Origin of the sequence: Jiangella gansuensis DSM 44835, from assembly GCF_000515395.1 — a bacterium.
Lineage (GTDB): Bacteria > Actinomycetota > Actinomycetes > Jiangellales > Jiangellaceae > Jiangella > Jiangella gansuensis.
Genome location: NZ_KI911782.1, coordinates 4500208 through 4522503 on the forward strand (window position 1 = coordinate 4500208; position 22296 = coordinate 4522503).

Sequence of the window (22296 nt, forward strand, 5' to 3'; positions counted from 1 at the left end):
CGCCCCACGCGGGTGGTTGACGTGGTCAGATGGCGGTGAAGGTGATCACGGCCTCATAGGTGCCCGGCGTCAGGGTGGTCGGCGCTTCGATGCGCAGACCCGCGCCGAGTCGGCTGGTGCCGGTGCCCGATCCGGGCGGGGCGCTGGCCAGAGGGCTGCTGGCGGTCAGGCCGTCACCGGCCGGGTACCCCGGTGCGACAGCGGTACCCGGCGTGACGTCGCCACCATCGGGCTGGCCGGCGACGTTCGGGGTCCAGCCCAGGTGTCCGCCGGGCAGGACGTCGTCGCCGGCGACGAAGTCACCGACCTGACCGGACACCACCCAGCCAGGTGCGGTGGCGCGGGTGTCGGTGACGGTGACCGGCCGCAGTTCACCGGCCGAGGTCCATCGGTCACCGGCGGAGCTGAGCTCGAAGTCGCTCATCAGGACCTCGTTGTCCTCCGGGTCGAGACTGACCACCAGGGCGCCTTCGTCCTCCGGCAGCGTCGCGACGATGCGCTGGGACAGTGCCGGCGGTTCCGGGTCGGTGTGATCGTCGACGGCGACAGTCACCGGCGCGGATTCGGCCACGACGGCGTGGTCGTCGTCGTAGAGCCTGGCGATGATCTCCAGCCCGTCGTGTTGCGCGGTGGCGGTGAAGCTGTACTCACCGGTGCCGGCATCCGGGACGATCAGCCAGTCCTCGGTCCCGGGTGCGCGGGTGAACCAGTGGTAGTGGTCCAGCTCGGTCTGCGGGTCCTGCACCGCGGTGAGTGTGACGACGTCGCCGGTGTGGTAATGCCCGGCCAGGCCGGAGATGCTCAACGTGGTCGCCGGATCCGGGTCGGGGCCGGGGTCGACGCCGTCGCCCACCTGGAAGGTGTACGTGACCGGCGAGCTCGTGGCAGTGCCACCGGCTGCCAGGTCTCCGGCCGCCTCGACGGTGAGGCGGTAGGTGCCCTCGGCCGTGAAGGCCCAGTTGGCGTGGGCATGGACGTTGACGTTGGCCGGGATGGTGCCGGGGAGCTGGTGGCCGCCGCCGGCGAGGACCGGCAGCGACTGGCCGAACGAGCCGGTCTGCCAGAGGAAGACGTCGCCTGGGCCGTCGACGTCGGTGATCTGGATGCGCAGCGGATTGGTGAAGACCCCGGCGGGCAGGCTCTCGGTGCTCCACCCGGGCCAGATCAGCTCCTGGTCCTGCGTCTGCGGAAGGTAGTAGACGGTCTCGCCGGCGTCGCCGAGAAAGGCGAGGCTCTGTGGAACCGGGTCCGGGAGGGTCAGCGCAGCTTGGGGCTTGACCTGCAGCAGAACGTCTTCGGGAGCATGCCGGACGTGGTGCCCGGTGACGTCCTCCTGAAGCTCGACCACCAGCTGGTCGTTCTCCCATAGCAGCGCGAAGGCATCGATGTGGCCGTGGTCCAGGACCAGGTCGAACTCGCCGGCCGTGGCGCTTCCGGCAGCTCCGGTCGCCAGTACCGCACCGGCGACGATCGGGACGGCCAGCCTTCTGGCGCGTCGGGTGAGCAGTGTCGTCATCACGATCCTCTCTGTCGGAGATCAACACACTAATGAGAATCGTTACGATTAGCAACGATTGTCTCGCGGTGCTGCGGGGCGGACGGCAGAAGTGACAAGAGTGAGAATCGTTATCTATAGTACTGAGAACGCTTCGCATCTATGAGGAGACGACGTTCGCATGCGACGATCCATGCTTCAGGCGGCCGCGGCGGGGGCAGGCGTTGCAGCGCTCCTGTCAGCTCCGGTCGTCGCCGGACTCTCGGCCAGCGCCGACCCCGGTTTACCGCCTGCCCCGACCGAGCGCCGACTGCTCACGACCGAGCACGTCGACGCCATCAACGTCGGGTTCGACGGCGACCGGCTCACGGTGAACTCGAAGATCGGCCCACCGGCCGAGTACGCCGCGGTCGACGACCTGATCTTCCACCTCTCGGACCTCGGGCGGGTGGAAGGTCTGCCCGCGCACTACACCGAGTTCATCGGGACCAGCGACGTCTGGCTGGTTCCCCAGACCCAGGATCCCGACGTCCTGTGGGCGGGCTGGAGCACTGAAGAGATCGGCTCCGGGGTGGTCGATGGCGACGCCGTGGACGTCACGCTGACCGACGTCCGTGGGCCCGGCGAGGTCGAGGTGTGGCAGACCGTCGGGTTCGGAGAGATCAGCCGGATCTTCAGCTCCGACGAGGACTTCTCGACGCGGCGCCAGGGCGTCAACGCGCACGTGCACGCCAACTGGGCCTTCACCCAGCCGGGGGTCTACACGCTCTCGTTCACCGCGTCCGCGACGGTCGGTGGCCAGCCGGTGACCTCCGACCCCGTCGACTACACCTGGGTGGTGGGCGGTGAGCAGGGTACGTTGCCGACGCCTGCGACGTCCATGACGACCCTGACCGCACCGGCGACGGCGGCCGTCGGCCAGGAGACCGTCCTGGAGGTCGACGTCTCCACGGACACCGGCGACGGCGCGCCGCCCGCTCCTGGTGGCCATGTCGAGTTCCGCCGCGGCGACGCGCTGCTGGGCTGGACCGGCCTGACGGACGGCCGGGCCACCCTCCCGGTCACGTTCGACGAACCCGGCGAGCACACCATCACCGCGACGTACACACCGCAGGAGCGGCAGTTCTACGCGACGTCCGCTTCGCAGCCCGTGGTCGTCACGGTCGAGGGCGCGGAGCCGGGGACGGAGGCCGGCGGTGACGACCAGGGGACTGAGACGGGTGGCGAAAATCCGGATGATCCTCCGGGCCAGTGCGAGGACCCCCGCACGGTGCTGACCGACGAGCACGTCGATCTGCTCGCGCCGGTGCTCGACGGCTCTGCCTTCGGCCTGCGGGCGAAGGTCGGTACGGCCACAGACCACACGTTCTATGACCCCGCCGACCTACTGGTCCAGGTGAAGGACCCGGAGGCGGCTACCGCCGTCCCCGACGGTCCCGAGTACGCGTTCCTGGGCGAGGCCGGCGAACCGCTGTGGCTGATCCCGCAGGCCCAGGACCCGAACGTGGTGTGGGCGGGCTGGTCGACCGAGGAGCTGGCACCGGGCGCCTTCGCCGGCGACGCGGTCGAGTTCGCCCTGGTCGGCGTGGAGGGGCCCGGTGACGTCGAGGTGTTCCAGACGGGGAGTCTGGGCTCGGCGCCGACAAGGATCTTCAGCTCCGTCGACCAGCTGGAACCACGCAGCCAGAGCGTGGGTCAGCACGTCCACGCGAACTGGGCGTTCACCGAGCTCGGCGAGTACACGGCCACCTTCGAGGTCAGCGGGACACTCACCGGCGGCCAGAGCGTGACGACCGGCGAGGTCGCCTACACGTTCGTGGTCGGCGACCTGGCGTGCGACCCCGGTTCGCCCGGCGACGAGAACGGCACCGACGCGGGCGGCGACGCGAACGGCACTGACACCGGTGGTGACGCGAACGGCACCGACACCGGTGGTGACGGGAACGGCACCGACACCGGCGGCGACGCGAACGGCACCGACACCGGCGGCGACGCGAACGGCACCGACACCGGTGGCGACGCGAACGGCACCGACACCGGAGGTGACGCGAACGGTACCGACTCCGGTGACGACGCGAACGGCACTGACACCGGTGGCGACGCGAACGGTGCCGACGACGGTGGTGACGGGAACGGCACGGCCTCCGGAGGCGACGGCGCCGGGCCCAAGCCCACGACGAAGCCGACGAGTGACGTCTGTGTCCCCGCGCGTCCGACCTCGGCTCCGTCGGGATCGTCGACCACCCCGAACGGCGGTGGCACCCAGGCGCCGGACGGCGGCGGCGGCGACCAGCCCAGCGACTCGGTCGTGCTGACGAACGAGCACGTCGACCTGATCTCGCCGCGGCTGGAGGGTTCCAGCCTGTTCCTCGAGGCCAAGGTGGGAACGGCTGCCGAGCACACGTTCTACGACCCGGCGAACGTCCTGGTCCAGGTCAAGCCTGAGGCCCAGAGCACCGTTCCGGAGGGGGAGACGTACGCGTTCCTCGGCGCCGCCGGCGACCCGATCTGGCTGATCGGCGAGACCCAGAACCCGGACGTCGTCTGGGCGGGGTGGTCCACCGAGCAGTTGGCCGCCGGCTCGTTCCAGGCCGACGCGGTGGACATGACGCTGGTCGACGTCGAGGGTCCCGGCGTGGTGGAGGTCTTCCAGAGCGCCGGGTTCGGCGATGTGAACCGCATCTTCAGCTCCGAGGAGGCGTTGGATCCCCGGCACCAGAGCGTGGGTCAGCACGTCCACGCGAACTGGGCGTTCACCGCCGAGGGGAGTTACACGCTGACCTTCGAGGTGAGCGGGACGCTCGCCGACGGTCAGAGCGTGACGACCGGGCCGGTGGAGTACTCGTTCGTCGTCGGTGACGTCGCCGGCGCGCAGGGGGCGTCGGCGACCCGGTCGGCGGACGGCGTGGTCCGCCCAGCCGTGTACGTCCCCGCGGCCGACGGGGTCGTGGTCCGGGCCAGCGCCACGCCGACGCCCAGCGCCACGCCGTCGTCGACACCACGTGCCACGCCGTCGTCGAGCAACACGGGTCAGGACGACGAATGTGCCCTGGCGAGCACCGGGTCGCCGTCTGCCCTTCCCGCCTTGGCGGTGATGGGCGGGCTGCTCGTGGTGAGCGGAGCCGTGGCTTCGGCTTCCTACTGGAGGAGCCGGCGCAGCACGCCGTGAGAACAGGCGGAGGTGGCTGCCGTCACGAGCACGGCAGCCACCTCGCTGGTCCAAAGCTGAGGTCGATACATGAGGACGGGTCAGATGTTGCTCTCGATGCGTCGCGCGGCACGGGTCGCGGCCGTCGCGGTGCTGGCTTCCGCACTCGCCGGGTGCGCGACGAACGGGTTGAGCGTTACGGATGACCGTCTCCAGGTCATCACCACCACGGGCCTGTTGGCCGACCTGGCCAGGAACGTCGGAGGCGACCGGGTGAACGTGAACTCCCTGGTGCCCGGCAGCGCTGACCCGCACTCGTACGAGCCGAGCCTGCGGGACATCCGCAACGTCGTCTATGCCGACGTCGCCTTCAGCAACTACATGCTGCTCGAGGAGCAGAGCATCATCAAAGCGCTGGACGCGAACCTGCAGGAGGGCGTGCCGAACGTCTCGCTCGCCGAGGGCGCGGTCAAGTACGCCGCCGAGATCATCCCGCTGGTGGAGAACGTCGCGCTGGACACCGTCTGGTTGGGCATGCGGGTCCGGGGCACCGGCGCGGAGTACGGCGCGAACCGGTCCTCGGACGTCTACCTGAGCGGCACCGAGGTGAACGGGCCCGGCGACCTGGTGACCTACCTGACCGAGTCCTTCGGCAACCCGACCTTCTACGTGAACTCCGCCGACGGGTTCGACGCCTCCAACGGCTACAAGGACGACACCGCGACGCTGCCGCCCGATGCGCACACCCACATGAGCTGGGCGTTCACCGAGCCGGGTGTGTACACGCTGACGTTGTCCGCGAGCCTGGCCGTCACGTCCGACGCCAAGCCGATCCCGCTGGGGGAGGAGACCTTCACGTTCGCCGTGGGGGTCGACCCGCACTCCGTGCCCGGCATGGACGGCGCGGACGTGCTGGACGCCGGTCATGCTGATATCACGGTCGACCTCGACCAGAGCGGATTGTCGATCCTCGCCGACCCGCACGGTGGCGGCGATGCTCACCACACCGTTCACGACCCGGCCGCCACCGTGATCGAGGTCCCGAACAAGGCGCTGCACGACGTCCCAGCGGACCCGGGGTTCCGGTTCCTGGGCCGTCCGGGGGAGCAGATCTTCCAGCTGCCGCAGGCGGTGTTGGGCAAGCACGTCCACGGCGAGATCGATCCGCACCTGTGGCAGAACGTCCGCAACGTGATCTCGTACGTCGAGCTGATGCGCGACACCCTGGCCGGCGCAGACCCGGAGGGTGCCCGTGAGTACCGGGACAACGCGCGCGCCTACATCGCCGAGCTGGAGGAACTCGACGCCTACGTCCGCGAGACCATCGCGGAGATCCCGGCGTCGCGGCGGCACCTGATCACCACTCACGACGCGTTCGGCTATCTCGGCGCCGCGTACGGGGTGGAGATCTCGGGATTCGTCACGCCCAACCCGGCCGCCGAGCCGAGCCTGACGGACCGCCGCAAACTGGCGGAGACCATCCGCAACCTGGACCTCCCCGCGGTGTTCCTCGAACCCAACCTGATCGCACGTTCCTCGACGCTCACCGAGGTCGCCGACGACGTCGGGGTCGCGGTCTGCACGATCTACGGCGACACGTTCGACGACGCCGTCTCCGACTACATCTCGATGATGCGATTCAACGCCGAGTCGCTCCGAACCTGCCTGGCCGATCCACCGGAGAGGGACGAATGAGCAGCGAACCACGCCGCGCGCGGACGAGAGCGATCGGCACGGCGGTCACGGCCTCCATCCTGACGCTGGCCGTACCGGCCGCGGCGGCCGGGTCCGAGGACCCGGCCTTGGACCAGCAGATCGATGCCGATCAGTCGATCGCGACCGAACCCGCGGTGATCAGTGAGGGCCACGTCGACCTCGGGCCGCGGTACGTCGACGGCGAGTGGACGCTGCTGGTCCACGACGACAGTGCCGTCCCCCCGGTGTGGAGGCCGATGGACAGTGCGGTCTTCCAGATCACCGACGCCGCGCTCACCACCGTCCCGGACAACCCGGACTACGCGTTCCTGCCGGCCGAGCCCGGTTCCGACGTCCACGTGGTGCCGCAGGCGCAGCAGCCCGGCGTGGTGTGGGTGGGCTGGAACACCCAGGACCCAGCTGTCCTGGACACCATCGACCGCGGGGCCACGCTGACTCTGCACGGTGTGGAGGGTCCGGGCGAGGTGGTGATGTTCCTGCAGAGCGGCACCCTGGGCGGGCCCGAGGTGCTCTGGGACAGCCGTGATGCATACCCGCAGGACCTGTGGGTCGAGATGAACACCCACACGCACGCCAACTGGGTGTTCTCCGAGCCTGGGGTCTACCTGGTCGAGGTCGAGGTGTCGGCCGACCTGGTCTCCGGGGAGAGCGAATCCGACACCCAGGTGCTCCGGTTCGCCGTCGGCGACCAGACCAGCACCGACGACGCGCTCGCGGCGGACTACGTGCCGGCCGGCGGAACCGGCGAGGACGCGGCCGCCGCACCGGACGACACCACTGTCGACGATCAGGACGACTCCGGCCTGCGGGCCGGACTGCTGACCGCCGTGGCCGTGGCGGCGATGCTGGCCGTCGCGCTCGTGGTCGTCTCGGTCCGTGGCCGGCGTGCGAAGCGGCGGGCAGAGGACGCGCGGGCCGGCTCGGGAGCGTCCGCGGGGGACGGATCGTGACCGTCCTGCAGGTGGAGCGGCTCAGCGTGGCGCTGGGTGGCCGCCCCGTCCTGCACGACGTGGGCCTCAGCGTCGACGCCGGCGAGTTCGTCGGGCTGCTCGGCCCCAACGGTGCCGGGAAGACCACGCTGATCCGCGCGGTCCTGGCGTTGATCCGTATCTCGTCCGGGCGAGTACTCGTCGACGGCCGGCCCTCGAGGCCCGGGCGCTCACCCATCGGGTACGTGCCGCAGCGCCACGAGTTCGCGTGGGACTTCCCGATCTCCGTCGAGAACACGGTGATGACCGGTCGCAACGGTCGCATCGGTGTCTTCCGCCGGCCGGCGGTGGGTGACTGGACGGCCGTGGGCGATGCGCTGGAGCGGGTGGGGATGAGCGACCTGCGGCACCGGCCGGTCGGCGAGCTCTCCGGCGGCCAGCGCCAGCGCGTGCTGGTGGCGCGAGCGTTGGCTCTGCAGCCCAGCGCGCTGCTGCTGGACGAGCCGTTCACCGGTCTGGACATGCCGACGCAGGAACTGCTGAACCAGCTGTTCCTGGAACTGTCGGTCGAAGGAAAGGCCGTCCTGATGACGACGCACGATCTCCTGGGCGCGATGGAGTCCTGCACGAGGCTCGCCCTGCTCAACCGGACCGTCGTCGCCGACGCACCCCCCGACGAACTCCTGGACCGCGGTCCGTGGATGCGGACGTTCGGCGTCGGGGAGAACAGCCCGCTGCTGAAGATCCTGAAGGCGGTCTGAGCGCGTGCCGATCACCGATTTCATCAACGACCTGCTCAACCCCGACCTCGCCTTCCTGCCCAAGGCGCTACTGGTGGCGGTGATGTCGAGCATCGTGTGCGGCGTCGTCGGCTGCTACGTCGTGCTGCGCGGGATGGCGTTCATCGGCGACGCCGTGGCGCATGCCGTCTTCCCCGGCCTGGCGGTGGCGTTCGTCATCCAGGGCAGCCTGGTCATCGGCGGCGCCGTGGCTGGCGTGATCACGGCGCTGTTGGTGGCGGTGTTCTCGCAGAACCGCCGGATCAAGGAAGACTCGATCATCGGCGTGTTCTACGTCGCGGCGTTCGCGCTGGGCATCGTCATCATCTCCCAGGCACCCGGCTACGCCGGCTCGTTGCAGCAGTTCCTCTTCGGCTCCATAACCGGCATCCCGGACGAGGACATCTTCGTCGTCGGCATCACCGGTGCGCTGCTCCTGGCGGTGGTGTTCCTCTTCCACAAGGAGTTCGTCGCCGTCAGCCTGGACCGGGAGATGGCCCGCGCTCTGGGCATGCGGGTGTTCTGGCTGGACATCGTGCTCTACGTCATGGTGACCGTGGCGATCGTCATCTCCGTGCAGACCATCGGCAACATCCTCGTGCTGGCGTTGCTGATCACGCCCGCCGCGGCGGCGCGGCTGCTCACGGATCGACTCGCCGTCATGATGCTGCTCGCCCCGGTCGTGGGCGGGACGTCGGCCGTGCTCGGGCTCTACCTGTCGTGGAGCTACGACCTGCCCGTCGGCGGCACGATCGTGCTGGTGCTTACAGCCGTGTTCCTGCTCGCGTGGACCTTCGCCCCGCGCCACGGCCTCATCGCCAAACGCTGGCGGCAGGCCGCTGTCAGTTCCGTGGCGCCCGGATGAGCGCGGCGCTTCGCGGGTGAACGAGATCGATCGTCATCGACACCAGGACGTTGCTGTTGAACAGGGAGGACAGAACATGACCGTGGCCCTCGGAGCGGACGAATACCAGCGCTCGGCGGAGTACGTCGATGTGCTGCTGGCCGAACACTGGCGGGAGCTCGAACCGCTGGTCGCGGCCGGCCTGCGTGACGTCTCACCTGCCGCGGGACCGGTGGTGGACGTCGGAGCGGGGACCGGGCGCGGCGTGCTGGCGATCGTGAGCGCGCTGCCGGACGCGGAGATCATCGCGGTGGAGCCGTCGGCCGCCATGCGCGCGGTCCTGATGGCGCGGGTGTGCTCGGACGACGACCTGCGCCGCCGGGTGACCGTCAGCGCCGGTGAACTGTCCACGGCGCGGCTGCCGGAACGGGTGAGCGCCGTCGTGGCGATGAACATGATCGGTCACCTCGACCGGAACGCCCGGCGGACGTTCTGGTCCGCGCTGGCCGCACGGCTGGCGCCCGGTGCCCCGGCACTGGTCAACCTGCAGCCGCCGGCCGAGGCGGTGGAGATCCCCGAAACCCCCATGGCCGAGGCGGCCGTGGGGCGCTACACGTATCGCGGTTCCGGCCGGGCCGTGCCGACCGGGGCTGATCGGGTCACGTGGCACATGACCTACCAGGTGCTCGACGGGGACGTGACGGTCGCCGAGGATCAGGTCTCCTACGGGTGGTGGGTGCTGTCCGAAGCGCAGCTGCTGGACGAGGTCGCGGCGGCAGGTCTCCGCGCCGACTCGATCGGCCCCGACGCGGCCGGAGCCTACGTCCTACGGACCGTGGACACCTGACGAGGACCGCGCTGCTATGTGGCTGCGTCGTTGCGCTCGAGCGCTCGGGCGAGCGGGGATCGGCCGAGGGTGATGGTCCAGGCGGCGATGGCGAGAACGGCGACGGTGAGACTCTGCCAGATGTGCGGTTCTGGCTCGCCAACCGCGTCGGAGAACGGCAGCCAGGGTGCCACGCCGGGTGCGGCTTGCTGGATGAGGACGACGGCCAGGTAAGCGCTGACCGCGACGATAGGCCCTCCGATCGTTCCGAGCAGGCAGGTGGCGAGGAGCCCGATCGCAGTGATCATGACGACGTTGACCATGATGTCCAGCCAGGGCGCTTCGGACGGGAAGGTGAAGTGGACCAGCCACGGCCCAACCGCCGGGAGGGCCAGAGCGACGGTGACGGTGATCGCGTAGTACCGGCGCATGGGAGCGGTGCCGGTGCGTCCCCAGCTGTGCAGCCGCGGCGCGATGAACCCGCCGATCAGGGCTCCGTAGACGGCTGGGAGCGCCTCCCACAGCATGGTCCAGCGCGGTGGCTCGGCCCAGACGAGCCGGACCTCGATGAACACGCTGCGGCCGGCCAGCGACACGGCCGCGACGAGCACCCCGACGACGAGGGCGGCCCGGGCCGGCCGCGCGGCCAGGAACAGGCGCCAGCTCTCGATCACGACACGTCGCTCGGGCTGACCTCACAGGTGAGCAGCTCAGTGCGGTTGTCCGCGATCCATTGCCGGACCTGATCGGCTGGCTGCGCGCTCATGCTCTCGAACAATATCTGCGAGTCCGGGGAGAGGTACATGCCGCTACGTGATGCCGAGGTGTAACCGGCTTCGACCCAGATCCACTGCATGACGGCCCGGGCGACGGCGAACTCGTCCGGTTCGCCGGACACGTTCGCCGTGCCGCGCCGCAGCTCGTAGCAGGCTCTCGTGCCGGACAGCTCCATGGCCAGGTGCTGGGCCGCATCAGCCGTCCACGCCTCGCCGTTCTGGAACTGGAAGTGCAGCGCGACGTGACTGGGCGGATTCTCCTCCCACAAGACCGCATCGAGGACCTGCTGGACCGGCTGCGAGACCGCGGGTCCAGCCGCATCGAGGGTCCGGGACACCACTTGCGTCAGCGGGTCCAGGATCGCGGTGTTCGCCTGGTGGACGCACACCTGCACGTGTCCGACGTCCTCACAGGCTCGGGGAGCAGCCACGTCTCGGACCAGCGGATCGATCGGCCGGTTGACCGCGATCATCGCCAGCGCGGCCGGCAGCGCCAGCACCAGCAGGCCGGAGGTAGAAGTCCGCAGCGACGTCGGTGAACGGCCGAAGACCCAGCGTGCCGCGGCGGTCGCGCAGCAGACCGCGAGCAGCACGAAGAAGAGCAACCGGAACAGGGACAACGTCGTGTTCTCCTGATAGCCGGCGACGGCCAGGCCGGTCAGCCACACCGGGGACAGCGCCCAGGCCGTGGATCCTCCTCCTCCGGCCAGCACGAACGCGAACGAAACGATCACGGCCGCGACCACGCTCAGCGATCTGGGCAGCGCGGCACCGGCGAGGTATCCGATCGCGACGAACGCACCCAACGCTGCGACGCTGCCCATCAGGACGAGCAGATCCGGCCCTCCCATCGTGGCTCGGGTCGCGGTGGACACCAGCACGGGTGCGAGGCCGAGCGCGTACCCCAGCAGACCGGCCGCGACGAGCACGGTCAGGTGACGAGCCGCGATCGGGACACCCGACCGCGCCGCCGAAGGCGGGCACACGACGCTGCGTCGCCCGGTGAAGACTCCGGCCGTCCAGGCCGCGCAGCCGGCTAGCAGTGGCCCGGCGACGACCAGCGACTCATGGAACTCGGCCGAGACACTCACCCAATCCGCGACCGGCCAGTTGATCAGCGACCAGCTGTGTATCAACACCGCCAGCGCGACCATGAGCGTTGTGGTGCCGGCGAGCGAGACTGGTGTCGGCCACAGCAGGCGCCGCAGCCAACTCATGCGCCGTCCCCGATGAGGCGTTGGTAGGCGCGTTCCAACGGCGTCGACAGGCCCGAGTCATTGCAGCCGTCGGCGTCGTCGGCGAGGGCTTGCGGCGGCCCGTGATAGACGACCGCACCTTCCCGTAGGACCACCAGGTCGTCACACAGATGTGCGCCGTCCTCGATCAGGTGAGTGGCCAGAACGATCGTGCGGCCCGTGCTGATGGTCTTCAGATACTGCCGCAACCGGACCCGCTGAGACGGGTCGAGCCCCGCCGTCGGCTCGTCCAGCAGCAACACGTCCGGCTCGTGCGCGATCGAGGCCGCCAACCCCAGCCGCTGGCGCTGACCACCGGACAAACGCCGAACCCGGTCGGACGACCGGTCGGCCAACCCGACGACAGCCAGCGCCTTCGCCGCCGCCCGCGCGCAAGACCGCGTATCCACGCCGTGCGACCACGCCGCATAGGCGACGGTGTCACGCAGGGTCATCGACCCGGACAGGTCGAACCGCTGCGGCAACCACCCGATCACCGACCGCGCCGCCGCCCGGCCCGCGGACGAGAGCAGATCGTGGCCGTGGACTGACACCTGGCCCGCGTGCGGCCGGCTCACCGTGGCCAGCACCGACAACAGGGTCGTCTTGCCGGCACCGTTCGGGCCGAGCAGGCCGACGATCCCGCCTCGGACGGTCAGGCTGACCGAATCCAACGCGACACGTCGCCCGTAGCGGACCACCACGTCGGCGACCTCGACGGAAGGAGGATCAGCCATGCCGGCTTAATCTACCGTCAACAGCTGAAGTTGATCATCTTCAAGAGGACCGCTGCGGCGACGACGCCGATCGTGTTGGTGTAGCACACGTTGCTGCCACCCAGGCAAGTCGCGTCAGCGGTCCACGTCACGTTGACGTGCCTCAAGTGGTGGTCAACCCACTTCCCGTTGGCGGCGCCGCCCCACGATGGCCGCGGACGAGGAGGGTTCGTTCCGGTAAGGCTGCTACGTCACAGCCGCTGGTCAGCCGGAGCAATGCAAGCATTCGTGACGACGTCGACCCATACCTCGGGGTGGGTAGACCACAGGTCGTACGGTACGCCCGAGACCTCTACGAAGACTCCTTGCTTGACCAGAGCGGCGAGCTGACGGAGTGGCCATGAGGGGCGGATGTCGTGCTCGGCGGCGACAATGGTCATCGGGACCCGGCAATCAGCCAAGCGCCGCAGTAGGTCGGAGCCGTGGATCCACTCCACGAACGACTCGCTCAGCGCCTGGTGGACCATGGGGTTCCAGTCGATGTCGATCTTGGGTTCAGTGTGCTTCAGGGCCTCGTAGGTTTGGGACCAGGTCCGGTCCTTGTGAAGTCCGTGACCGGCAACGCCGACCACTGCACGGACACGGGAGGGGTGGTCCAAGGCGTAGCAAGCCCGCATTCCGCGCGGCGCGATGTCATCGTGCTCGAGGTAATGGACGCATCCCGGCCCTCCTGACAAGACCACGGCATCAGATCCGCTTCCCGTGACTCCCACGTGCAGGCGGGTCCGGTCCTCGGCTTGCACAGTTACTGAGCGCATGCGCTGATTCTCCCCCGCTCGCTTTGCTCAGGGCCCCCGATCATCGGCAGGGTCGGACGAGTGCGGCTCAGTCGCCTGAGATCGGCAGCGTTGGTCTTCTCAGCTGTTGGTCTGGCCGTTCTCGGCCGCCGCGGCCTCGGCCTTCGCGTCCTTGACGGCGGCCGCCGCCAGCTCGGCCACCTCGTCGGCGGCTGCCGCGGCGTCCAGGCGCGCCGGTCCCTGCGTGACCGACGCGGGCTCGTCGTCGTCGGCGGCGTCGCTGCCCGCCGGAGCTTCGTCGACGGCGCCGGCCGCGCGGGCCGGGCCGCCGAACGCGTCGGTGACCGCGCGGATGGCCTGGGTCAGCTCACCGGGGATGACCCAGAAGGTGTTGTTGTCGCCGTCGGCGAGGTGGGGGAGGGTGTCCAGGTACTTGTACGCCAGCACCTTGGGGTCGGCGTCGTAGCGGTGCACGGCCTGGAAGACCCTCTCGATGGCCTTGGCCTCGCCGTCGGCGCGCAGGATGGCCGCCTGCTGCTTGCCCTGAGCCTCCAGGATCTCCTGCTGCCGGGTGCCCTCGGCGGTGAGGATCCGGGACTGCCGTTCACCCTCGGCGTGCAGGATGACGGCGCGCTTGTCGCGCTCGGCGCGCATCTGCTTCTCCATCGCCTCCTTGATGGTGGAGGGGGGATCGATCGCCTTGATCTCGACGCGGTTGACCCGGATACCCCATTTGCCGGTGGCTTCGTCCAGGACGGCACGCAGCTGGGCGTTGATGTTCTCGCGGGAGGTCAAGGTCTGCTCGAGGTCCATGCTGCCGATCACATTGCGCAGGGTGGTCACCGTGAGCTGGTCGATGGCCTGCAGATAGTTGGCGACCTCGTACGCGGCGGCACGGGGGTCGGTGATCTGGTAATAGAGGACCGTGTCGATGTTCACCACGAGGTTGTCCTCGGTGATCACCGGCTGCGGCTGCGACGAGAACACGTGCTCCCGCACGTCGAGCTTCGTGTTGATGCGGTCGACGACCGGGATGATGAAGTTCAGCCCGGGCTGCAAGGTGGTGCGGTAGCGGCCGAACCGTTCCACGTTGTAGCGGCGGGCCTGCGGAACCACCCGGACGGTGGACACGACAGCGAACACCACCAGGACCGCGACGATGATGATCGGCACCAAGAGTTCCATGTCTCCTCCGATGTCGTTCCGTGCGTCTGCGCTCAGGGGAGCAACTCGCGGGGGTAGACGATCGCCGTCGCTCCTTCGATCTCCATGACATCGACCAACGCGCCGGCCGGAATGACGTGATCGTCGTCCAGCGCGCGGGCCGACCACGTCTCTCCGGACAGTTTGATGAGGCCGCTGGACGCGGTGACCTCCTCGAGCACCACGGCCTTCCTGCCGACCAGGGCGTCAGTTCCCTCTTGCGTCAGTGGCGGATGGCTCATGTGCTGCCGAGCGATCGGGCGCACGATGACCAGCGCCGCGGCGCCCGCGAGCGCGAAGGCCAGCACCTGCGCCAGCCACGGCCCGCCGAGCCCGGCGACGACGGCCGCCACCACCGCGGCGCCGGCGAGGAGGCCGAACGCCAGGGTGAGGGTGAAGAACTCGATCACGCCGAGTGCCGCTGCGGCGATCAACCAGATGAGCCACGGCATGGGACCAACCCCTGACGACTGGGCGTTACGTCCAATTTAGCTCTCGACCAGCGCCGTGTGCACCTGCCGGCCGCGCCGCGTTCCAGCGGTCACGCCCTAGTCGGGCCGCTGGTACACGTCAGGGATGCCGTCGGAGTCTTCGTCGGCCAGCTCTTCGGCCGCGTACACCTTGTACCGCCGGTTGCGGGCCAACAGGATCGACGACGCGAGCAGCGCGGCGAGGACCGACGCTGTCAGGATGCCGATCTTGCCGTGATCGGTGTGCGGGCTGCCCGCGCCGAAACTGAGCTCGGCGATGAGCAGCGACACGGTGAAACCGATCCCGGCCAGCAGGGAGACGCCGAGGAGGTCGATCCAGCGCACGGACCGGTCCAGCTCGGCTCGCGTCACCCGGGTGACGATCCACGTCGTGGCCATGATGCCGAGCGGTTTGCCGGCCACCAGCCCGGCGACGATGCCGATCGTCACCGGGTCGGTCGCCGCGGACACGATCTCGTCCCGCCCGCCGATCGCCACACCCGCGGCCATGAAGGCGAACACGGGCACGGCCACGCCGGTGGAGAGGGGCCGGAAGCGGTGCTCGAAGAGCTCGGCCAAGCCCGCCGCGGGCCGGTCGGGCGCGCCGCGCAGCACCGGGATGGTGAACCCGAGCAGCACGCCGGCGATGGTGGCATGGACTCCCGACGCGTGGACCAGTGCCCAGAACACGATGCCGATGGGAAGCAGGATCAACCATGCCGCGCCCGTGCGCCGGCCGAAGAACACCGGGTGCCGCTGGGCGAGCAGCGCGAACAACGCCAGTGGCAGCACGCCGATGAGTAGCGGAACGAGGTTGAGATCGTCGGTGTAGAAGACTGCGATGATCGTGATCGCGATGAGGTCGTCGACGACAGCCAGGGTGAGGAGGAACAGCCGCAGAGCGCTCGGCAGGCTGGACCCGATCACGGCCAGCACAGCCACGGCGAACGCGATGTCCGTGGCCGTCGGGATCGCCCAGCCGTGCATCGCCGCTCCGCCGGCGTTGACGGCGACGTAGATGAGCGCCGGTGCGAGGACGCCGCCGACGGCCGCCGCGACCGGCACGACCGCCGTCGAGACCGACCGCAGGTCCCCGGCGACGAACTCCCGCTTCAGCTCGAGGCCGACGAGGAAGAAGAACACCGCGAGCAGTCCGTCCGACGCCCAGTGCCCGAGGGTGAGGTCCAGCTCCCACGGCTCGTACCCGAACCGGAAGTCGCGCAGCGCCTCGTAGCCGTCGGACAGCGGCGAGTTCGCCGCCACCAGGGCGGCGAACGCGGCGCCCACCAACAGGAAACCACCGACCGTCTCCTTGCGGAGGATCTCGGCGACGCGTGTCGTCTCGCCGTAGCTCCTTCGGCCGAGGATTCGGCGGACGGGGCGTGGCACCTCGGACCGGGACGTGGGCACGGCGGCTCCTCACGGGTTTTTCGAGTCCAACACCGACCTCGCCGACCAAACTTCCCCGGCGCACCCGGGACCATGTTATCGCTGGCGACGCCACCGGCCGCCACGTTGCCGTGGTGTCAGGACGGCCCGTGGTCCAGGACGCAGAACTCGTTGCCTTCGGGGTCGGCCAGGACGGTGAAACCCTCGTGACCCGTCTGCCCGACATCGGCACGGGTGGCGCCCAGCCCGAGGATGCGCTCGACCTCGTCCTCGGCCGTGCCCGCGGTCGCCACCAGGTCCGGGTGGTTGCGGTTCTTGTCCCGCTTGGGGCCGGCGCTGGGCTGCAACCACACGCTCAACGCGCCCGGCGGTGATCCCTCGGCCGGCCGCAGATGCACACCGTCGCCGTCGTCGTCGATCTCGTAGCCGAGCACGTCGGACCAGAACCGGGCCATGCGGTCGATATCGTGGACGTCCAAGGTCCACTGCCGGATCAGACTGGGCATCGTTCCTCCGTCTCTCGAGCCGTTGTCCGGGCCCGTACCCGTTGCCGCAGTGATCGATGTGCGCCGGCCGGGAGCAGCCTGCCGGTGCCCATGATCGGCTCGGGGCTGGGTAAGGATGGGGCATCGGAGAGCGTAGGAGTAGAGGGAGTGGCCTGATGCCGAGATCCGGGTGCTGCGCCGGTGATGTCGTTCGCGTGTTGCGGCAGGCGGCGTAGCCGATGAACGACGACCCACGCGACGGGGACGACCTGCCGATGCTCGATTCACTCGACGATGTCCTGCGGACGGTCGACGACCGGCCCGGCCTGTTCGTCCGGTACTCGAAGGGGCCGTCCGTCGATCTGCGCAACGGCCCGAGCCGCGACTACGAAGCCGATGTCGACCTGCCGGGCTGGTCGGTCACCACCGTGGAGCCTGAGCCGTGGTGGACACGATCCACGGCGGACTGGGTCGCCCGGCGGCTGTGCAAGTACGACGAGCTCGACCAGGAGGACAGGTTTCCCTGGCTGCTCACCGCCCGGGTCGTCGGCTACGGCCCCGACCACGAACCGCTGGTCACCGAGATGCGCCCGGTGGCCCGGGTGGGCCGAAACGCGCTGGCCGAGGCCAGGAGACGCTACGAGGAGCGCTTCGACGTCGGCCGGGGCTCGGCCGGCTGACGCGGATCCGGCGGACGCCACCGGCTTACGCGTGCCGCGTGAGTCGGCCTCGCACCTGGGTACGTGCCAGGTGTAGGTGAACACACGCCAGAGGTACGGAGGTGTGATGATCATGCCGGCGAAGCAGGAGATGCCGTCGACCATCCAGCGTTCCCCGAAGCGGGCGCAGGAGGTCTGGGCCAAGGCCCACGACTCGGCCGTCGAGACGTATGGCGAAGGGGAGCGGGCGCACCGCACCGCGTTCTCGGCGTTGAAGCACGAGTTCCAGAAGGTCGGTGACCACTGGGAGCCCAAGAACGGCAAGGGCCCGTCGGACCGGCAGGCCAGCCGCTCGGCGCCGGAGTCGCGGACCCGGCCGCGAAAGACCGCGGGCGGCGTGGACGCGAACGCCTCGAAGAGCGACCTGTACGAGACCGCGCGTGACCTCGGCGTGCAGGGTCGCTCGACCATGACGAAGGACGAGCTGATCGAGGCGATCGACAAGGAGAACAAGAGGCGGACGCGCAAAGCCCGCGAGTGACCGGGACGCTCGCGCTAGTTCATCGCCAGGAATCCGAGGACGCCGAGGATGAGCAGGCCGGTGAGCAGGACCGCGACCACCGCGACGAAGAGTGTCCGCGCCGGCCATCTGCCGCGGTGTTGTTCGTCCAGGTCCTGCTCACCGGCCTGCTGCCGTCCCGGAGCCTCGGACGCGGGACGCTGCGCGGGGTCCTCGTACCCTCCCGCGCTCTCCTGGCGCTGACCACCGGGCTGCTTGTCGTGATCGTCGTCTCGTGGCATGGCTACTCATCTCCGGCGTAAGCCGCTACGCGCACCGGCGTCCTAGGTGTTCGGGGGCGCCGCGCTGATGTCGGCCACGGCGGAGCGCGGGTCTCGCGCGAGTGCGACGTCGCCCAGCGACACCAGGCCCAGCGCACGGCCCTCGTCGTCGACGACCGGCAGGCGGCGCACCGCGGCGTCGCGCATGAGCCGCACGGCGTCGTCGACCGGAGTGCTCGGGTGGGTCGTCAGCAGGTCCGCGCTGCAGACGTCGCCGACGGTCGTCGTGGTGGGGTCCAAGCCCTCGGCGAGAACCCGGACCACCAGGTCCCGGTCGGTGACGAAGCCTTGCACCAGCTCGCCCTCCGCGGCCAGCAGGCCTCCGATGTCGTTGTCGCGCATGGCCTCCGCGGCTTCGACGACGGATGCCTCGACGGGCATCGTCACGGCCGGGCGGGTCATGACGTCGGCCACGGTCTGTGGTTGCGTCCCGCGGACGTCGCTCGGCGGGGCGGCCCCGGAAGGCGAGCGTTCCGGCCAGTCCTCGAGGCGATCCCTGCTGGCGCGCTCCATCTCCTGCAGGTCGCGTTCGACGTCGTCGTCCGGCCCTGGGCCCGGGTTGCCGTCTCGTTGCATGTCGGCCTCCTGGTTGCGGCGGGGTCCGTACGACACCTGGCGTACCCGGATCCGGGGGCGTCAATCGGCCCCGGTCCCGCCCGATCGACCCGGCGTCAGTGGCTGAAGTCGCCTCGGTAGTACTCGAAGATCCAGCCGGTCGCGGCGATCGCGGCAAGCGCGACACCGATGATGAAGATGAACCAGGCGAACACGAGACCCAGGAACACCACGGCCGCGGCCGCACCGGCGGCCAGCGGCCACCACGAGTGCGGGCTGTAGAAGCCGTACTCGCCGGCCAGCTCCTCGACCTCGGCGTCCGCCCGGTCCTCCGGCCGCGGCGGGATGCGCCGGGACACCAGCGCGAAGTAGAAGGCGATCATTCCACCGAGACCGAACGTGAGCGCCAGCGTGGTCGTCCCGGTCGGGTCCCTGGACAGGACCCAGTACGTCGGTGTCACGACGGCGAAGAACAGTGTCACGACGATGAAGATCATGGCCTCGACCTTCATGCCATGTCCTTCCGTCGTCCGGTTCTCCGCGTCGGACCGAGCCGGCGCCCTCAGCCGCGCAACTGCGGGAGGACCGACTCGCCGTAGGTGCGAATGGTGCCCAGCGGGTTCCTCCCGGCCACGTTCATCACGACGATCGCGGTGGCGCCGAACTGCTGCAGGGCCTTGATCTTGCGCACGTGGTCCTGAGGGTCAGGGGACAGCAGGCTCCCGGTCGCGAACGTCAGGTCGGACACCTGATCGCGGCCGTTGGCGTGGATCTGGCCCGGGTCGTGGATGTCGTCGCTGTAGTGGGCCTTGACCTGGGTGGCCTTCCACTCGCGAGCGCTGTCCAGGGCCGCGTCCTGGGTGTCGTCGATGGCGGCGGCGGCCTGCAGGACGATCTCACCGGGTTCCTTGCTCGCCTCCTCGCAGGCTCGCCGGTAGCCGGCGATGACGCTCGGCACCGAGCGCGGGTCGGCCAAGGTCCACACGCCCTCGGCGAGCCGGCCGGCGATGCCGGCGGCGCGCTCGCCGAACGCCGACATGAAGATCGGTGGCCGACGCTCGGGCAGGTCGTACAGCCGCGCCGACTCGGTTCGGAAGTACCGGCCGCGGTACGTCACGGTCTCGCCGTCGAGCAGCCGCCCGATGATGGTCAGTGCCTCTTCGGTCCGGTCCAGTTGCTCCGGCACCGACGGCCAGCTCATGCCCGCGGGCACCTCGTTCATCGCCTCGCCGGAACCGACAGCCAGGAAGGCCCGGCCCGGGCACAGGATCTCCAACGTGGCCACTTGCTGCGCGACGACGACCGGGTTGTACCGGTGGACGAGGGAGGTCACCGCCGGACCCAGCGCCGCCGTGCTGGTCACCTGGCCGGCCGCTCCCAGCCACACCCAGGCGTTGCCGCATGCCGCCGGCGCGGGACTGCCCGGTTCCCACCATGGCGCCAGGTGGTCGCTGCAGCAGATGATGTCGAAGCCGGCGCGCTCGGCTTCGCCGGCCTGCCGCAGCAGCTCGTCGGCGGAGAACCGCTCGTGCGCGAGAGCTACGCCGTACGCGACGTCCTCGGGCTGGCGCCGCCGCGCCCACAGCAACCCGCGCACCGCCTCGACGACGCCCATGATCCCGCCTCGCTCCCTTCCGTTTCCAGCCGCAGTACCCACGAACCCGGACCATTACCTCGCGGTCACGGCCGGGTCGAGTCGTCACGCTCCGGCGGAACGTCGGTCTGGCGCCGTCTGCCGAGCGCGAGGTCGGCCAACCGGCGCAGCGACTCCTCGTTGCGTGGACGCAGGAACAGCCCCTGCACAGCCGTCGGTATTCGCCGCACCGGTCCTTCAGTTGCCTCTTCGGCCAGGGTCATCTCCGTGCCGCCGCCGGGTACGGGCGTCAGGATCAGGCGGACGCGGGCGGCACCGACGGGCCACATCCGGGCGGCCAGCTCGATGTGGGACCCGGGGCGGACCGCCCTCACGGTCGTGACGTCCTGGATCGACACCGGCCACGGGCCGATGCTGTGGTGCAGCCGGCTCCCGACGGCGGGCCATTCCGGGTCGACGGCGCGGATGTGCGCGGCACCGACCACCCAGTTCGCGAACGTCCAGCCGTCGCCGACGACCGCGAACACGTCGTCGGGAGAGGCGTCCACGCGGCGCGACACCTCGATCACGACGGCGCCCCCGTGGTACGGCCGGAGGTCCGGCCCAGGACGACGCCGAGGACGACCATGAGGATCGCGAGACCGAGATGGAGCCAGTTGTCGGCGTTGTTGAGAGGCACGAAGTTGGCGGTGCTGTCGTGGTCGACGAACAGGCCGTAGAGCCAGAGCACCGCATAGACGAGCCCACCCCAGACGAGGAAGGCACGGGCGCCGCCCGCACTCCGCGCCAGCACCAGGCCCGCCACCCCGAACAGCAGGTGCACGATGTTGTGCAAAATCGACACCTGGAACACGCCCAGGAGCATGGCCTCCGACTCGTGGCCGGCGAACTCCAGCGTGTCCATGTCGGTGGTGACCCCGGGAACGAAACCGAGCACGCCTACGGCGAGGAAGACGACCCCCACCACTGTGGCGGCGAGCTGTACCGGCGTCGCCGCCAGGCCGGACTTGCCGATGTCTTCTGTCATGTCACGATCCCTCCCCCTCGATGGGTCCGGGCCATCGCCTGCCCGGACCCATGTGGTGGGTGCCCCTCCGCCGCGCCCTCAAACCTCTGCAGTGCCGACCCGAGCCAGCGTTTCCGCCGCCCGCCATCGGGAACGGACACTTCGTGAGCGCGAGGAGGGGGAAGCCAGATGATCGGTATCGAGCTTCGGAGCCCGGATTTCAGTGACCACACGCCCATCCCGGGCCGGCACGCCCACGACGACGAGAACGTGTCGCCGTCGCTGGAGTGGATCGGCGTTCCGACGGAGGCGGTGGAGCTGTTGTTGCTGTGTGAAGACCCCGACGCCCCGAGCGGCCCGTTCCTGCACTGGCTCGTGACCGGCATCGACCCACACGCCGCCGGCGTGCCGGAGAACCAGACGCCGGCCGGCGGGCGCGAATGGCCCAATGACTTCGGGGAAGTCGGCTGGGGCGGCCCCGCGCCGCCGCCGGGCGATCCGGCGCACCGCTACTTCTTCAGGCTGTACGTCCTGTCGGAGCCGGCCGACCTGCCGGACGAGCCGACGGTCGAGGACGTGTATCGCGCGGCGGACTCCGCGGCGCTCGGGCGCGGCACGTTGGTGGGGCTCTTCCAGCGCTGAGCATGCGCCCGATTGTGTGAACGGCCGTGCTGGTCCGGACCAGCACGGCCGCCGGGAGGGTCGGGACACGTCGGGGTCGCCGCAGGTCCCTGGCGAATGTCGGTCGCGCGTATGCACCCGCCGGGCCTGGCATGCCGATGGAAAGCGTGAGTAGACGGACCTTTCTGTCCTCAGGGGGTTGATTACGAACCC

At 69.7% G+C, this 22296-nt stretch carries 24 protein-coding genes; 9 read left to right on the top strand and 15 right to left on the bottom strand.

The window, feature by feature from the left end; genetic code table 11:
* Window positions 1–25: 25 nt before the first annotated feature.
* On the bottom strand, window positions 26–1516 hold the full coding sequence (locus tag JIAGA_RS0121085; RefSeq protein WP_035812806.1) for a choice-of-anchor M domain-containing protein: 1491 nt from the start codon (window positions 1514–1516) through the stop codon (window positions 26–28).
* A 160-nt stretch (window positions 1517–1676) separates the two neighbouring features.
* Between JIAGA_RS0121085 and JIAGA_RS33385 the strand changes: the two genes are divergently transcribed.
* The 6 genes from JIAGA_RS33385 (at window position 1677) to JIAGA_RS0121115 (ending at window position 9758) form a co-directional block, all read left to right on the top strand.
* Window positions 1677–4664 (top strand): TIGR03773 family transporter-associated surface protein, encoded by a 2988-nt coding sequence (locus JIAGA_RS33385; RefSeq protein WP_084469907.1) that lies wholly within the window; start codon window positions 1677–1679, stop codon window positions 4662–4664.
* 69 nt (window positions 4665–4733) lie between these two features.
* The gene (locus tag JIAGA_RS0121095) at window positions 4734–6338 is read left to right on the top strand and encodes an anchored repeat ABC transporter, substrate-binding protein (protein WP_211239774.1); all 1605 of its coding nucleotides are present in this window, start codon (window positions 4734–4736) and stop codon (window positions 6336–6338) included.
* Window positions 6335–7309, top strand: coding sequence for a choice-of-anchor M domain-containing protein (locus tag JIAGA_RS0121100; RefSeq protein WP_026877180.1), 975 nt, complete (start codon window positions 6335–6337; stop codon window positions 7307–7309). Before JIAGA_RS0121095 ends, JIAGA_RS0121100 begins: the two co-directional genes overlap by 4 nt.
* On the top strand, window positions 7306–8049 hold the full coding sequence (locus JIAGA_RS0121105) for an anchored repeat-type ABC transporter ATP-binding subunit (protein ID WP_026877181.1): 744 nt from the start codon (window positions 7306–7308) through the stop codon (window positions 8047–8049). Before JIAGA_RS0121100 ends, JIAGA_RS0121105 begins: the two co-directional genes overlap by 4 nt.
* A gap of 4 nt (window positions 8050–8053) precedes the next feature.
* Complete coding sequence (locus tag JIAGA_RS0121110) at window positions 8054–8932, top strand: anchored repeat-type ABC transporter permease subunit (RefSeq protein WP_026877182.1); 879 nt, start codon at window positions 8054–8056, stop codon at window positions 8930–8932.
* A gap of 76 nt (window positions 8933–9008) precedes the next feature.
* Complete coding sequence (locus tag JIAGA_RS0121115; protein WP_035812807.1) at window positions 9009–9758, top strand: class I SAM-dependent methyltransferase; 750 nt, start codon at window positions 9009–9011, stop codon at window positions 9756–9758.
* Window positions 9759–9772: 14 nt separating this feature from the next.
* On the opposite strand, the gene JIAGA_RS0121120 is transcribed toward JIAGA_RS0121115, so the two are convergent.
* The 8 genes from JIAGA_RS0121120 to JIAGA_RS0121160 all read right to left on the bottom strand — a co-directional run bounded on the left by JIAGA_RS0121120 (window position 9773) and on the right by JIAGA_RS0121160 (window position 16829).
* Window positions 9773–10411: a hypothetical protein gene (locus JIAGA_RS0121120; RefSeq protein WP_026877184.1), complete on the bottom strand. Its 639-nt coding sequence runs from the start codon at window positions 10409–10411 to the stop codon at window positions 9773–9775.
* Entirely contained in the window at window positions 10408–11730 is a 1323-nt protein-coding gene (locus JIAGA_RS0121125) for a DUF5336 domain-containing protein (RefSeq protein WP_026877185.1), read from the bottom strand. Before JIAGA_RS0121125 ends, JIAGA_RS0121120 begins: the two co-directional genes overlap by 4 nt.
* Window positions 11727–12485 (bottom strand): ABC transporter ATP-binding protein, encoded by a 759-nt coding sequence (locus JIAGA_RS0121130; protein WP_051426350.1) that lies wholly within the window; start codon window positions 12483–12485, stop codon window positions 11727–11729. Before JIAGA_RS0121130 ends, JIAGA_RS0121125 begins: the two co-directional genes overlap by 4 nt.
* A 230-nt stretch (window positions 12486–12715) precedes the next feature.
* Complete coding sequence (locus JIAGA_RS0121140) at window positions 12716–13267, bottom strand: alpha/beta fold hydrolase (RefSeq protein WP_026877187.1); 552 nt, start codon at window positions 13265–13267, stop codon at window positions 12716–12718.
* 114 nt (window positions 13268–13381) lie between these two features.
* Window positions 13382–14446: an SPFH domain-containing protein gene (locus tag JIAGA_RS0121145; protein ID WP_026877188.1), complete on the bottom strand. Its 1065-nt coding sequence runs from the start codon at window positions 14444–14446 to the stop codon at window positions 13382–13384.
* A 32-nt stretch (window positions 14447–14478) separates the two neighbouring features.
* Window positions 14479–14916 carry an NfeD family protein gene (locus JIAGA_RS0121150; RefSeq protein ID WP_026877189.1) on the bottom strand — a complete coding sequence of 146 codons (438 nt, stop codon included), beginning with the start codon at window positions 14914–14916 and terminating at the stop codon, window positions 14479–14481.
* 96 nt (window positions 14917–15012) lie between these two features.
* On the bottom strand, window positions 15013–16344 hold the full coding sequence (gene nhaA, locus JIAGA_RS0121155; RefSeq protein ID WP_051426352.1) for a Na+/H+ antiporter NhaA: 1332 nt from the start codon (window positions 16342–16344) through the stop codon (window positions 15013–15015).
* A gap of 116 nt (window positions 16345–16460) precedes the next feature.
* Entirely contained in the window at window positions 16461–16829 is a 369-nt protein-coding gene (locus tag JIAGA_RS0121160) for a VOC family protein (protein WP_026877191.1), read from the bottom strand.
* Window positions 16830–17047: 218 nt separating this feature from the next.
* Between JIAGA_RS0121160 and JIAGA_RS0121165 the strand changes: the two genes are divergently transcribed.
* Complete coding sequence (locus JIAGA_RS0121165) at window positions 17048–17488, top strand: DUF6098 family protein (protein ID WP_026877192.1); 441 nt, start codon at window positions 17048–17050, stop codon at window positions 17486–17488.
* 112 nt (window positions 17489–17600) lie between these two features.
* Window positions 17601–18008 (top strand): ChaB family protein, encoded by a 408-nt coding sequence (locus tag JIAGA_RS0121170; protein ID WP_026877193.1) that lies wholly within the window; start codon window positions 17601–17603, stop codon window positions 18006–18008.
* A 14-nt stretch (window positions 18009–18022) separates the two neighbouring features.
* On the opposite strand, the gene JIAGA_RS0121175 is transcribed toward JIAGA_RS0121170, so the two are convergent.
* From JIAGA_RS0121175 to JIAGA_RS0121200, 6 genes are all read right to left on the bottom strand, one after another.
* Window positions 18023–18268 (bottom strand): hypothetical protein, encoded by a 246-nt coding sequence (locus tag JIAGA_RS0121175; RefSeq protein WP_026877194.1) that lies wholly within the window; start codon window positions 18266–18268, stop codon window positions 18023–18025.
* Window positions 18269–18310: 42 nt separating this feature from the next.
* Window positions 18311–18883 carry a CBS domain-containing protein gene (locus JIAGA_RS0121180; RefSeq protein ID WP_211239775.1) on the bottom strand — a complete coding sequence of 191 codons (573 nt, stop codon included), beginning with the start codon at window positions 18881–18883 and terminating at the stop codon, window positions 18311–18313.
* A gap of 95 nt (window positions 18884–18978) precedes the next feature.
* Entirely contained in the window at window positions 18979–19374 is a 396-nt protein-coding gene (locus JIAGA_RS0121185) for a cytochrome c oxidase subunit 4 (protein ID WP_026877196.1), read from the bottom strand.
* Window positions 19375–19424: 50 nt separating this feature from the next.
* The gene (locus JIAGA_RS33390; RefSeq protein WP_051426353.1) at window positions 19425–20477 is read right to left on the bottom strand and encodes an LLM class flavin-dependent oxidoreductase; all 1053 of its coding nucleotides are present in this window, start codon (window positions 20475–20477) and stop codon (window positions 19425–19427) included.
* Window positions 20478–20542: 65 nt separating this feature from the next.
* Window positions 20543–21004 (bottom strand): SRPBCC family protein, encoded by a 462-nt coding sequence (locus JIAGA_RS0121195; protein ID WP_211239776.1) that lies wholly within the window; start codon window positions 21002–21004, stop codon window positions 20543–20545.
* A gap of 17 nt (window positions 21005–21021) precedes the next feature.
* A complete protein-coding gene (locus JIAGA_RS0121200) occupies window positions 21022–21483 on the bottom strand; it encodes a DUF4383 domain-containing protein (protein WP_051426354.1) in 462 nt (153 codons plus the stop codon).
* A 168-nt stretch (window positions 21484–21651) separates the two neighbouring features.
* Between JIAGA_RS0121200 and JIAGA_RS0121205 the strand changes: the two genes are divergently transcribed.
* Window positions 21652–22104 (top strand): YbhB/YbcL family Raf kinase inhibitor-like protein, encoded by a 453-nt coding sequence (locus tag JIAGA_RS0121205; protein ID WP_026877199.1) that lies wholly within the window; start codon window positions 21652–21654, stop codon window positions 22102–22104.
* Window positions 22105–22296: the final 192 nt, after the last annotated feature.